This is a genomic window from Neobacillus sp. Fa239 (genome assembly GCF_055395235.1).
In genome coordinates this window covers 4,048,347-4,061,425 of sequence record NZ_AP041611.1, presented here as the reverse complement: position 1 = coordinate 4,061,425, position 13,079 = coordinate 4,048,347, and the positions used below count along the sequence as shown (strand labels likewise).

The window sequence follows — 13,079 nt, the reverse complement described above, 5'->3', positions numbered from 1 at the left end:
CAATACATGTTTTTGATGTTACAGAAAAAATTTTAGAAGGAAAAATTTAATAAACCAAAGGACGGCTGTATTGGGGATCGATTACGACAACCCCTTTTTTGACTAACGTGGCAGTATAGTCCAATAAGATTATGGACAATTTAGACTTGACAGTCTGTTTTATAGTCGTGAAGGAATCAAAGAGGGTGGAACGTATGCGAGAATTTGAGAAAGAGGGATTGTTCTGGAATTTGGGTTTGAAAATGTATCAATACCGCTGGGCTGTAACCATTTTTTGGGTAACCTTATTTTTTATTTCCACCATTTTTGCTCAAAAGCTCCCAGATCAGTTAAAGGATAGTGGTTTAAATCCCAGGGGAAGTGAATCGGACCAAGGGTTTACTATAATGCAAAAATTTATAAGAACTGCCCCTTCATCAATCAATATTGTGTATACAAGTAACAGTTTAGATTTAACGGGCAAAAATGAAGAGCAGGCGATTTTACGGTCATTAGATCCTTTAAAAAAGAAAGGCTATGTGGAAAGTATTCAAATTAACAATACACAACGATTAAATCAGGAAAAAGGGATTCAATCCGTCATAGTAAATTTAAATCTGAAAAAACAAGAGGCGTTAACTTATTTCCCTGAAATCAGAAGTCTGATTGTCAATCCGGCAAAAATGAAAACATTTGTGGACGGGGATATTGCAACACTTTATGATACTCAGAAGGCAACTAAACAAGATATGCATCATTCGGAAATGATAGGGCTTCCGGTGGCTTTGTTCGTTTTATTGTTTATCTTTGGTACGGTTGGAGCGGCACTTTTACCCCTTATTATTGGAATAATGAGTGTATCACTGACACTTGGTATGACCTATTATCTAAGCGGATATTACACTTTATCAAATTTTTTACCCAATATAGTTATGATGCTTGGGCTTGCAATTGGTGTTGATTATGCACTTTTTCTGGTAAGTCGTTTTCGTGAAGAATTAAAGAGGGGAAGTTCGATCAAAAGTGCAGTTGCCATGGTTACACAAACCGCAGGCAAGTCTATTTTTTTTTCGGGCTTTGCTGTGTTAATCGGGATGTTGGGGATGTTGTTTATCAAATTACCCATTATTTATTCGCTTTGTCTCGGTGGAGTACTTGTAGTCTTTACAGCAGTCATCCTTTCTATTACACTCTTACCAGCCTTATTAGGAATCATGGGAACTCATATCAATTCGTTTAGAGTTTTTGCAGCTTTCCAAAAACGAATCGAAACCTCTATTGTTTGGGAACGGATTGCAAATTCAGTGATGAAACGACCGGCTTTTTTGGCTATTTTGATTAGCAGCTTGCTCATTACTCTTATGATTCCAATTTCCCGTATGAAATTAGGTGTTCCGACTGCTGAAGTTCTTCCTCCATCGTTTGAATCGCGGATGGGGGCTGACATCCTTAAAAACAATTATGATAAACGCCAATTAAACCCGATTCTAATTGTGGTAAAGGCAACCGATAAGGTTACCGAAAAATCTGGGATTAGGAGTATTCAGTTATTTGAAAATAAACTCCGCAGTCTACCTGGTGTATTGGATGTGAGCAGCTATCTGGATTATTTAGGGAAGCGGACTCCTGAAGAAACAGCAACATTTTTAAAGTCAACGGTGACCCAAAGGAAAGTTGAGGAATTAAAACTGGCACGTGGTAATTATGCGTTTTTAAAGGTAGTTCCTCGGTTTGACCCCAATTCAGGAGCCGCATCAGATGTCGTACATCGTATAAGGAAAATTAAGAGTCCAGATCTCAGAGTGTACGTTACCGGGCAAGCTGCCTTGAGAGTGGATATTCTTGATCGGATTTATTCAGGTCTGCCATTTTTGATGGGTTTTATTATCATGGTGACATATCTTGTATTGATGTTTGCCTTCAAGTCGGTTCTTTTACCTCTTAAGGCTGTGATGATGAATGTGCTAAGTCTTGGAGCAAGTCTTGGTATTGTTGTGATCATTTTTCAATACGGCTTGCTGGCAGATGATTTGCGGATTACTTCGACCGGTTATGTTAGTATCATCATGCCTGTGACTATTTTTTGTATAGTGTTTGGAATTTCAATGGATTATGAGGTGTTTTTACTTTCTAGAATAAAGGAAGAATATGAAAAATCCGGTGACAACACAAGAAGCACGGCGGCAGGACTCCAAAAAACCGGAAGTCTCATCACCAGCGCCGCGTTGATTCTTATGGTGGTCGTTGGGTCGTTTATTTTTACAAATATTGAAATAACGAAATCACTTGGGGTAGGGCTATTCTGTGCCATTTTTATTGATGCGACATTTATCCGAATTATCGTTGTTCCAGCATTGATGAAACTGCTCGGTCCGGCAAATTGGTGGTCTCCTAAATGGATGCCGGGGCGATAACATAAAAAAATTAGTCTCAAACTTATGCCTGGACTAACCTAAAAAATAAGACATTATAAAACACATCCTAAATGGTACACTTCAATGAGCATCATTTGAATAGCAGTAAATTCAGACTAGGAAAGTGTTGGGATAACGTAGTAATAGAATCATTTAGTTGAAAAACAAAAGTACATGAATATTACAAACAAATAAGACGGGTGAAAGGATTTTAAATAATAGGAGTTCTTATAATCCGGGTAGTTAATGATTTTCTTGGCTCATTAAAGGAAGGAAAGCTTATAGATGTTAAATACAATGCTGTTCCTCTTGCTGTAAACATGGACACAGAATATGGAGTGAATCCTGATACAAAATATACGGCAATGATTATCATAAAGAATTAGGAAGCTCAATGGATTTTTCTGTCTCTTGCTAATTTTTGCAAAAAATGGTATGATTAAAAAGAATTATTTTTGTTCGGTGTAAAGGATTTGCAACTTTTCGTCTTGATGATCACTGAGAGCAAGGATAGTATTACATTGTGTGTGTTTACACACTAGGAGGCAATACAAATGGAAAAAGGTAAAGTAAAATGGTTTAATGGCGAAAAAGGTTTCGGATTCATCGAACGTGAAGGTGGAGACGATGTATTCGTTCATTTCTCAGCGATTCAAGGCGAAGGTTACAAAACTTTAGAAGAAGGTCAAGCAGTGACTTTTGATATTGAGCAAGGTCAACGTGGACCTCAAGCTTCAAACGTACGTAAAGCTGCTTAATTATACAAAACAGGGAAGGCAGACTCTTATTTTGGAGTCTGCCTTTTATTTTTTATAAACAGGAACCCCACTTATAAATAAGTAAGGTACATGGAAAACAGTAAATCAAATGGTAAACCAAGTGTAGCATACAATTAGGGAATGTCCTAATTTGTCTTTAACTCTTTAATTATTTAACTGCATCTTTTAACGCCTTGCCAGGCTTGAAGGCAGGAACTTTTCCAGCTGCTATCTGAATTTCTTCTCCAGTTTGTGGATTTCTTCCTGTACGAGCTGCACGTTCACGGACCTCAAAGCTACCAAATCCAATCAATTGAACGTTATCACCATTTTTTAATGCTTCTAAAACAGTGTCAAAAACGGCATCTACTGCTTTGGATGCTTCTTTCTGTGTAAGTTCTGCAGATGTAGCTACTTGATTAACTAATTCTGTTTTATTCATTTTTATAAACACTCCTTTATACAATCCCTATGGGACGTACCTTAGTTGTAACATAGCGTACATAAGTTCTCAACTCTTAGCCTTATTTTCTTTATTTAATGCACTTGGATATTAACGTATGTATGTAATACGGGGCGATATTTACTGATTTGAAATAAAATTTTAATTTATTGACTTTATAAATATGCAGTGAAGAGCTTCGGACCATCCGCTATATTTTTTTACTCATTTACTAACATTTCACTTGGAAGCAAATACAAGGGATATTAACAAATCACACAAAATGTAAAAAGCTATGGGTCACACCACTCTTTTCACCTTTAAGGTTTTTCTATTTCAATCCCTCTCTTACTTATTTCTAACTCCAGCAAACTTATAAAATCTTTATCTAAATCAAATTTTAGTGAACTAAGATAGATATCCACTAATTGTTCGTTACTTACATTTAAAAACACATATCATGCCCCTTTATAACGAATGGATTCTATCCCTTCACCTAGTTCAATTATAGTTTAATCTTAGGCATACGAACATTCAAATTTTTCCATATTGGGTTTGATGTGTAACAACACTTCTTTTCCTAACCATCTCTTCTTGGATGGTTTCGTATGAATACTAAATACTGAATAATCTTTTATTAATTCTTTTATGTTAAAATTGCTTAAACATATGTGCGACTTGCAACTATATTTACAGTTTACATGTGTTAGCCAAAGGGAAAGATAATAATGAAGATTTGGAAAAGGAGGAATGAAGAATGGATGTTTTATTAACATCAAAGGAAGTCATTACTCAGATCCAGAATTTACACAACGAAGGTAAATCTCTAAAGAAAAAAGAGATAAAACAACTTTATCCTGATTTAATGCGGAGTGCTTTGTATTATTACCCAAGTTGGCAACATGCCCTAGAAGAAAGTAAAGTAGGTTAGAGTATCTAATTTACATCAAGACCTTTAAATACCATGAAGTCTGGTAACAAAAGAGCCATCCATCTGGATGGTTTTTATTTTATATGTATCACTCATTTTAGGAATGGCACAAAAGCACAAGAGTTGCAATCGAATCAATAACGAGCATCGCATTTACAATGTTCAGGTAACTATTCAGATTTGTGAAATGTTACACTTAAAGTAACGGGTGCGATACTTCAAGAAGAAGATCGCCTTTTTTCTTTTTTCCACAAGAAAGATTGTGAAATGTTGTACTTAAACTATTTGGCAGAATAGTTGAACAAGATTCTTGTTTAAATTACACCTAAATTGTGTTAATTAGATGCTTTACAAAGTTCTTACTTAGAGTGACCTTTAAAAACTGTAAGAAACAGACTATAATGCACCATTTTTATACTTTTCAAATTAAACTAAATAGATTAAAATTGATATTAAATAAACTGTTTGGTCAGTTTTTTTAATAAAACCTAATTATTATCTATCGAAAATTCAATTTAATCTTAATGAAAGGAGAAAAAAACTTATTTTTCGGAAATTGTTTATCTTGCCTTAATATACGGGAGGAAATATTATGAAAAAATTTTTCTTAGTAAACCTAATAGTAATTTTCAGTATCTTTTTATTTGCCTGTAGTGAAAATACTACAAATCAAGCGAAAAAAGAGCCGTCAACAGAAAAAAGCTCAAAACATATATCTACAACTCACGATGAAAAAGTTAATTCTTCATGTCAAAACGCCCCAATGACATTTGAATTTTATGGTAAAAAGTACCGTTTAATTCAAAAAAACACTACTTTGGAGCCAGGAATGAAATTTGGTTATTTGAAATGTGAAAACGGGAATTTAAAACCTGGAGATGCACAGGATTCAATAATTATTTATAGTGAAGGAGCAAAGATTATTAATGAAGTAATTGTTATTGGTAAATGGGGAAGAATGTTATATTCCTCCACTAATGAGGGTCATAAATAGTTATTATAATTACACTCTGAGGGGGGACCTGAAAGTAAAAGAGATAGCGTAAGCTATCCCAATGAAATCAGTTTTCTCCTCTACTAACGGATGCAGGTTAGTATAATAAAACTTGATAATATTTAGGTTTACATACATAGAAATTCTATGTATAATCAGAATACAGATTTAGGAAATCATTTGTTTGATGGTGCAACAATAAGTGCAATCGTTTTCGACCCATTCGAATACTTTCATTAAGAATAGAGGTTATCAACTTGAATTTACACACTCAATTAGCTTTGGGGAACTTTGGAGATACCCTTGGCAGTATTTTGGCTTTACTTATTTTAATATTGACAATTCCTCTTCTAATTTGGTTAATTATTTCATTGGGCTTTTTGGTCTCTTATAAGAAGAAAAAAGCTATAAAATGGTGGGGAATTATTGTTGGGATATGTTGTGTTTATGGAGTTATTGTATTAGGATATTCGAAATTATTTAACGGGGCACCATTCACTATTGCACAGAGAATAAATGTATACATACCAATGTCGGTTTATGTTCTAGAGGACTACCAAGAAAGTACGATAGATTCAGAGACAGAGTATGAAGTTATTCGGTTTAGTCATTCTCAAATGGATCAATTCATCCAAACAATCAGAGATAAAGGCTGGAAATATGGAACTGTTGTTCCAAACTCATTGCGACATCCAAATCCTAATGACTCCCAAGATCTAATGTTAAGCAAAAAATATCCGTTGCCTAAAGAAAAAAAGGAAGGGTATTATTATTCCTACATCAAAAAAACGGTTGGAAATGGAGATTGGTATACAAAACGCAAAGCATACTTTTTAGATGTTAAGACAAGGACATTGTATATTTTTTATGATAACTCACAGTGGAGTTAAAGATAGTTGAACAAAAAATATTCATTTCCACAGCGTGATAAAATGCATTTCAATTCAGGCAACATATTTTAAGAATCATAGTCGATGGTAATTAAGAATGTGAGGGATTGTTCTTAAACAAACGGGTGCTTAAGTGAAAGAGCGTTGTCCGGCAATAATGATGCTGCGGCGGTCTTTTTTCTTGTTGAGCTAAAGTGCAGTATAGTTGAAAAAGATTTTCCTTATTTTTGTAAGAAATATAATATAAAATTGATTTAAAGAAGCAGTGTATTAGGGGGATTCACTAAGTGGGGATAATGATTTTAAAATCTGTTAGTTTATTATTACTTATTATTTTTGGAGTTTTGGCTCTTTATGAAGGCATAAAAACTTATATACACTTCAATAAATATTTTAAAGAAAAAAAGGTTAATAAAGTACCTCAAGCGGATTATTATAAGAAAGCTAAAAAAATGTATTTGTTTTATACGATTACATTAATATTCGGATTTATCTATGGAATGTTAAAGAAATATTAGATTTCTATTCAACTAACTGGCAGAATAGTTTAACAAGAATTTTGCAATAGGAGTAGAAGAATATGAGGAAATATGAGGTAAAGTATATAAATAATCTGTTGGATTTTGATTTGAATAGTTTAGTAAAGCAAAGCAAAGAAGAGGGTTTTCGTTTTGTAGAAAGATTAGTAAATGATTATAAAAATGGCTGTAATACCTTCAACCATTTTGGAGAAGGTTTATTTGGCGTGTTTAATGAAGAATGTGTACTTGTTGCTATTGGTGGATTAAATAAAGACCCGTTTTCAAATGACCAATATATTGGTAGGCTGAGAAGGGTTTATGTCAGTAAAGAGTATAGGAGAAAAGGTATAGGAAGCATTTTGGTAAAAAAGATAATTGACGAAGCAAAAAGTTATTATAAAATTTTGGTGCTTCATACAGATACCGAACAGGCTGATAAATTTTATACTTCTATTGGATTTTCAAAGAAAAATCTTTATCCAAATTCAAGTCATTTTATTGAGTTTAAAACCTAAAGTGTTATTAAACAAACGGGTAGCTTATGCTAAAGATGGGATGGGTGCGGCGATCCCGTTTTCTTATTGTGCTAACGAGCAGTTTAGTGGAAGAATGCTTTTTTTAAAAATTAAAATGCCCGACCGATTGGGAAGGGCATTTTTAGTTATTTTTCTTTTGCTATTTCTTTTCTATTAGGTGCGAGTGGAGGTTGTTCTAACCATTTATTTTGCACCATAAGATTAAACCACTTTTTAGTAAGCATAAGATTTTGTAGAATGGTGCCTTCGTAAGTAGATACTAGGTCTGTTCGCATTGCAGATGCTAAACCTGTCCCGTGATACGCTTGTGCAGCTTGGAATAAGAAACCGGTATGATACAACATTAACTTATCGGAAAAAGGAGAGGCTGTTGAAGTTGTAACTTCAGTTTCCCACGACTTAGGAACTGGTAAATTATCCGTCTGCATAATTTTTGAAAAATCTTTTATTTGTTGATTAGCTATTTTTTCAGCATGCTCTAAAAATTTTCTAACTTCTTTTGTTTGAGTGACTTGACTGAATGCAATTGCAAGAGTTTTTGCCATTATACTTTTTTTTAGATTCAAAGAAATACTTATGATTTCTGTCCCGGTTAACGTTCTACCCTCTCCGAAAAATCCATCTGCGAAATCTTTGCTAGAAATGTATTCAGGGTTTTCAGCAGGATAAAATAAAGGGTCTCTCTGAAAACTTCCTTTTTCAAGCAATAAATCAATTGTTTGATGATACATCCTTTTCCCATCGTTATCGCACGAGTCGTAAAAAAACCTTAAGTCCTCTCTGACAGAAACAGCTAATGAAGTGGAGTGTCCTAGCAAACCGTGTAAAGTCATAATATGTAAATAATTTAAGCAAAAGATGTCAGTGAACAATCTTTCTGTACCTTTATTAAGATCAGATTCAGTAAATCCAATCGGAACTGGAAATCCCTCATTCTCCATAAAAGTTATGATTTGATTCTTTTGTTTTTCAAACGTCTTGATAGCATCCTCAAAAATGGCTTTTATTGACTCGTCTTCAATAATAGAAATCATATATCTATTTACAATATCAACTGCTGTTCCATTTACATACTCTCCCCACAAAGTTCCTATTTCGGAAGATGTGAGTTTTAATTTATCCTTTTCCATCATGTCACCTCTTGGTTATTATTTACCAATTCACCAAGAGATATGAATTTCTGATTTATAAAAAGATGACCAGTTTTAGGATTAGATATAAAGCTTAATTTGGAATAATTAACCGATTTTTCACTTGCGATTTTTCCAAGAAGAATTTTACTTTACGTTAAAATTAATTTAAAGATTGTGAAGAATTACACTTAAACAAATGGGTAGCGTTAGTAAAATAGAGTCAATTGTACAAGCGGCTGAAAATGAAATTAATGCTAAGAATACAAAAGTTTGAATATATTTATAGGGATTTTTACTGGGGAGGAATCTTAATGGATAAGGTCTTTCACCTAAATGTATTAATGAATATCTGTACTAGTTTTTTTTAAAATGGTTTTTGGGTAGTTGGTTTCTTTTTTCTCTTAAATAGACTAATTCCTGAAAGCAGCTTAATCAGGAAAGGTACAATTTGGATAATGAGTATAGTTTTGGTCATTTTTTTTATTGATTCACTTTATGTAAGTCTTTAAATCTTCTTTAGCTAACGAGGGCTTGTGTTGAAGAACGGGATCGCTACGGCAATCCCTTTTTTTATTGGACTAACGGTAGCAGGTTAGTTGAAAAAGAAATTAAATGAAAATTTTGGTTTTCGACAAATAAATCGAGCATTTTAAGGGGAAATATGGTATTTCTTATTTGACTGATAATTCTTAAAATTTGTGTAAGTGGATGGGATTCAACTTTAAAATATTGGTTGAGGGGAGGTAAGTTTGAATAGAAAATCCAACTCAAATGAACCTTGACTAATATGATTATCTATTAAAGGGATTAAAATTGGAGGGAATAGAAAATGGATGTAAGGACACTTTTGTTACAGCAATGGGCAAGCTGCTTAGATCAAGAAGACTGGTTTCCACCACTTGAAAAAGTGCTAGAGGATATCACTTTTGAACAGGCAATTTGGAAACCAGTTGAGGGGGCACATTCCATTTGGGAATTAGTTTGTCATTTGCTTTTCTTTGAAAAAAGAATTCTGTTACGATTTCTTGGTGAAACAACAAATGAACCACAGGCAGAAAATAATGACGCTACATATCGATTACCAACTGAGACGTCTCAAAATTGGCAGAAAACAAAACAAGAATACTTTTATGTTCATCGTGAACTAGAAAAAATACTAGCAACATCAGAACTAGAAGATTTGTATAGAGAAATCCCTGAAGACAATCCATTAATGATTGAACTAAAGAGTTTAGCAATGCACGACGCCTATCATATTGGGCAAATTGTATTCCTTAGTAAAATGCAAGGAGCTTGGGCAGCGAAACGCAGCTTTTAAAAAATCTTCATTAGCTTTACAGTTATTCCATTATAGGGGGCTTTAATGGGATAAGAACTGGAACGTCCAAATCGGACGTTCCCATATTTTATACCTGAAAAACAACAATACTATTTAACAAAGCCAAAATTTAAAAATTACTTTTTCAAAAATAAGTTTGTGAAACATTGTACTTATGCTAACGGGTGCTTTACTACAAGAAGGATTTTCACAAACATTAGCTGACTCATAAATAAAACAGGGAATGAGGATTACCTCATTCCCTGTTTTATATTTCCATTAATTACTTTTAGATTGTTTGTACTATAATTGTATAATTTGGTATTTAAAATAATTAGTATGAGTGCTAATGACTTGTAAATATCTACTATTACTAAAGTTGGTTTAGTTATATTTATATTACCTGCCCAACCGACAGTGGGAAAACGATAGAATAAGAGAAAATGAGAACAGGAGAAAAAGAGAAAACTAGAAAAGCATGCTACTTCATCTAAAACCATGATAAGCAATCAGGGCTGCGACTGAAGCTTTTTTTGTAGCTCAATTTTAGCTCACTTGGTAAAATTGAAGATAATAGAAAATGCAAGCGACATACCTCATGTGGTTAGAGCCTAATTTTATAATTTCAGCAAGAACCCGCAGGAAAGGACCTGCGGGTTTTTGTGTTTCAATAACTTATCAAATGTGAATTTTTACCTAAAATACATCAAGGAAATGACTGAAAGCCTGAAAACGGACGATAAGGTTTTCTTCTAAAAATAGCCCCACTGGAAATTTTGAACAGGCAGTCACCGTTCTCGATCCTGAATGGATTTTGTTCTTACCATCGAATTACGGCTTCAGTATGTATTGGGCGTATACGGCTGTGGTCGAACACAACAAACTATTCGATAAACAACAATCGAACTTTTTGAAAGCCCTGTACCAATCCCCCATATTCCCTTTGCATTTGAAAGAGGAGGAAAACCAAATGCGTATTGTCTCAACGTTTGACCATAACGTATATTTGGAAAAAGCAATTGTGATTATAGAGAAATTAGGTATCCCAAAAGATCAGATATTTGCTGTACCAATCAATAAAGACAAGGAGAGTGCTTTTGTTTCGTTAGATTCGATGCATCACGCTGATGGAAGATCCTTTCTTGACATACCCTCGCTAGTGGCAGCATTTTTCTGTGCTTTAGGAACCATTTACGGGTTCGTGTTATACTGTGGACCTGTATTATGGGGACTCATTGGATTTTTCGGGGGATTGATTCTGGGAATCGTGATAAAGATTATTTCCATAAAGCGTTCTTCACAAAAGATAAAAAAACATTCAAAGACAGAAGTTGTGCTGATGATTGATAGCGAAAAAGAACTGGCGAACAAAATAGAGCAGATTCTTTGGCAAAATCAAGCGTTTGGAGTATCAAAAGTGGAATCTAATTAAAGCATTACAGGTAATTTGTCAAGGTCGATAGGACATTGGATGAAGATTACAATAATTGAAGCCTAAAAAGACTGACTCATTAAAAGTGGTTCTTTTCTGCTAATGTAATATGTTTAGGGAGTTTTTTTAACATAACTTCAAGATTGTGAGGCATTGTAATTAAAGAAACGGGTGCGTTACTGAAACAAGGAATAAACTAGAAAGAGCCTAAATTATGCATGTTTTTATGCACTACATGTATATTTAGGCTCATTTTATATTCATAAAACATACTGCCTTTTTATTTGCCAAAAACAGTTTGACTTCGTTTATAAAGGAATCATGTTCGTAGAGGCTCCATGTCAAAGGACATTAGTTTTAATCTAATTTCCATTTAAGTGTGTCACTTAAATGAGCAAAAACTGTGTCATTTAACTAGACGGTCACAATTGTCCAAGCACTCTTTTAAATCCTGAATATATTATGGTACATGCTTTGAAAGTGAGGTGATTAAATGCTAGATAGTAGAAATAATCCCGGTTGGGCGGATATGAGTGGAGCAACTCAACCGAATGATGAAGGAGTTGGCTCAGGCTCTCACTCAAAAGACCGAAATTTTGAAATTGTAGATTACCAAGCTACACAACCACGGGATAACACGAATGATGCCGAACCCCAACCTATCCCCCACAGTCCAAATCTTCTAACACTTGCAACACTCATTGTAACTATTCCGAACAGCTTTCATAAAAGAAACAATAGAGTTGAATTGATTGCCACCGTAGGTGTAGAAGGTATAACAGAAACATCGCAATTAAAATTTCGTATTTTCCGCGATGGTTCACAAATTTTTGAAGCACAGGCGGGAGTTGAATCAGATCCTGCATCAGAATTATTTTATATAGAAACATTCCAAGCAATCGATACAAATGTAAGATCTGGATCTCATACGTACGTGCTGACAGTTGAAAATGCGACATCATGTGCGGAAGCAGCTGTAGTTGGACCTATCTCGTTTAGTGCGTTAGCAATTGAAGGGAAATCTAATAAATCCAACGACTTCTGGTTCTCCTATTAAACCAGTAAAATTTGTTGGACAGGCAGCCATTAAATTATTGATTGGTTTTTATTTTTCTTAAATGTTGCGACGATACTGAAATAAACAAGAAATATAAAAAGTAGAGTCAATAATTCGTTCACAATTAAACAGAGGATGCCTTGCCCCTTCTTGAAGACTGGCTGCCACAAAAGGCAGCCTTTTGTTATTGAGCCAACGTGGAGGTTACTTGAAGAAGGAAAATGTTTTCTCAATGTCGAATTTACGATGAAATGGAACAGGAGTGAGGAAATGTTTAGCTTTAAAAAGAAAGCAAAAAAATTCTACATACCAGGTGACAAGATTAAACGATTAATTCACTCTGAGGAGGGTTGCATTGCTTCTGATAGAATAACGGTTGATGGCTGCAAAGTTGGATTTATGTATAGAGAAGAACCATACCAAAACGGAAATCCTGATAGTGGTTGGAGATTTCTTGCTGGTGATGAGAGTGAAGAATATATGGATAACTCTAAGAACCATTCCGTTTATCAAGTTAATACAATATGTAATTACGATAACGAAATAATTCGGTTTCTTAGTTCCCCTCCAGGTACGGCATATATTCGAGATGAAGAGGGTAAATTCGTCCTTGATGAAGAGTGGGAACAACCAGAAGATTAAAATGCAGTTCTTCAACGGATGCAATAGTTGAA

At 34.2% G+C, this 13,079-nt stretch carries 15 protein-coding genes; 12 read left to right on the top strand and 3 right to left on the bottom strand.

Features of this window, described 5'->3' with window-relative positions; all coding sequences use genetic code 11:
- Nucleotides 1–194: 194 nt before the first annotated feature.
- The 3 genes from ACZ5XR_RS20080 (at nt 195) to ACZ5XR_RS20070 (ending at nt 3,151) form a co-directional block, all read left to right on the top strand.
- The gene (locus tag ACZ5XR_RS20080) at nt 195–2,393 is read left to right on the top strand and encodes an MMPL family transporter (RefSeq protein ID WP_464498174.1); all 2,199 of its coding nucleotides are present in this window, start codon (nt 195–197) and stop codon (nt 2,391–2,393) included.
- Nucleotides 2,394–2,608: 215 nt separating this feature from the next.
- Entirely contained in the window at nt 2,609–2,779 is a 171-nt protein-coding gene (locus ACZ5XR_RS20075; RefSeq protein WP_464502388.1) for a sporulation protein Cse60, read from the top strand.
- Between the two features lie 168 nt (nt 2,780–2,947).
- Nucleotides 2,948–3,151 carry a cold-shock protein gene (locus ACZ5XR_RS20070; RefSeq protein WP_464498172.1) on the top strand — a complete coding sequence of 68 codons (204 nt, stop codon included), beginning with the start codon at nt 2,948–2,950 and terminating at the stop codon, nt 3,149–3,151.
- 169 nt (nt 3,152–3,320) lie between these two features.
- Here the strand turns inward: ACZ5XR_RS20070 and ACZ5XR_RS20065 are convergent, their stop codons facing one another.
- Nucleotides 3,321–3,593, bottom strand: a complete 273-nt coding sequence (locus tag ACZ5XR_RS20065; RefSeq protein WP_289990047.1) for an HU family DNA-binding protein — start codon at nt 3,591–3,593, stop codon at nt 3,321–3,323.
- Between the two features lie 320 nt (nt 3,594–3,913).
- Nucleotides 3,914–4,048 (bottom strand): sporulation histidine kinase inhibitor Sda, encoded by a 135-nt coding sequence (gene sda / locus ACZ5XR_RS20060; RefSeq protein WP_464498171.1) that lies wholly within the window; start codon nt 4,046–4,048, stop codon nt 3,914–3,916.
- A 302-nt stretch (nt 4,049–4,350) separates the two neighbouring features.
- On the opposite strand from sda, the gene ACZ5XR_RS20055 reads away from it, so the two are divergent.
- From ACZ5XR_RS20055 to ACZ5XR_RS20035, 5 genes are all read left to right on the top strand, one after another.
- Entirely contained in the window at nt 4,351–4,524 is a 174-nt protein-coding gene (locus tag ACZ5XR_RS20055; protein WP_464498169.1) for a hypothetical protein, read from the top strand.
- Between the two features lie 592 nt (nt 4,525–5,116).
- Nucleotides 5,117–5,518 (top strand): hypothetical protein, encoded by a 402-nt coding sequence (locus tag ACZ5XR_RS20050; RefSeq protein WP_464498168.1) that lies wholly within the window; start codon nt 5,117–5,119, stop codon nt 5,516–5,518.
- A 257-nt stretch (nt 5,519–5,775) separates the two neighbouring features.
- A complete protein-coding gene (locus tag ACZ5XR_RS20045; RefSeq protein ID WP_464498167.1) occupies nt 5,776–6,408 on the top strand; it encodes a hypothetical protein in 633 nt (210 codons plus the stop codon).
- A gap of 287 nt (nt 6,409–6,695) precedes the next feature.
- Nucleotides 6,696–6,926, top strand: coding sequence for a hypothetical protein (locus ACZ5XR_RS20040; RefSeq protein WP_464498166.1), 231 nt, complete (start codon nt 6,696–6,698; stop codon nt 6,924–6,926).
- A 62-nt stretch (nt 6,927–6,988) separates the two neighbouring features.
- The gene (locus ACZ5XR_RS20035; RefSeq protein WP_464498164.1) at nt 6,989–7,444 is read left to right on the top strand and encodes a GNAT family N-acetyltransferase; all 456 of its coding nucleotides are present in this window, start codon (nt 6,989–6,991) and stop codon (nt 7,442–7,444) included.
- A gap of 146 nt (nt 7,445–7,590) precedes the next feature.
- On the opposite strand, the gene ACZ5XR_RS20030 is transcribed toward ACZ5XR_RS20035, so the two are convergent.
- Nucleotides 7,591–8,595: a DUF3231 family protein gene (locus tag ACZ5XR_RS20030; RefSeq protein ID WP_464502290.1), complete on the bottom strand. Its 1,005-nt coding sequence runs from the start codon at nt 8,593–8,595 to the stop codon at nt 7,591–7,593.
- Between the two features lie 832 nt (nt 8,596–9,427).
- Between ACZ5XR_RS20030 and ACZ5XR_RS20025 the strand changes: the two genes are divergently transcribed.
- The 4 genes from ACZ5XR_RS20025 to ACZ5XR_RS20010 all read left to right on the top strand — a co-directional run bounded on the left by ACZ5XR_RS20025 (nt 9,428) and on the right by ACZ5XR_RS20010 (nt 13,047).
- Entirely contained in the window at nt 9,428–9,916 is a 489-nt protein-coding gene (locus ACZ5XR_RS20025) for a DinB family protein (protein WP_327833070.1), read from the top strand.
- A gap of 970 nt (nt 9,917–10,886) precedes the next feature.
- Nucleotides 10,887–11,348 carry a hypothetical protein gene (locus ACZ5XR_RS20020; protein ID WP_464498162.1) on the top strand — a complete coding sequence of 154 codons (462 nt, stop codon included), beginning with the start codon at nt 10,887–10,889 and terminating at the stop codon, nt 11,346–11,348.
- Between the two features lie 529 nt (nt 11,349–11,877).
- The gene (locus tag ACZ5XR_RS20015) at nt 11,878–12,405 is read left to right on the top strand and encodes an exosporium protein C (RefSeq protein ID WP_464498160.1); all 528 of its coding nucleotides are present in this window, start codon (nt 11,878–11,880) and stop codon (nt 12,403–12,405) included.
- 270 nt (nt 12,406–12,675) lie between these two features.
- Nucleotides 12,676–13,047: a DUF2185 domain-containing protein gene (locus ACZ5XR_RS20010; protein WP_464498159.1), complete on the top strand. Its 372-nt coding sequence runs from the start codon at nt 12,676–12,678 to the stop codon at nt 13,045–13,047.
- The last annotated feature ends 32 nt before the right edge of the window (nt 13,048–13,079 follow it).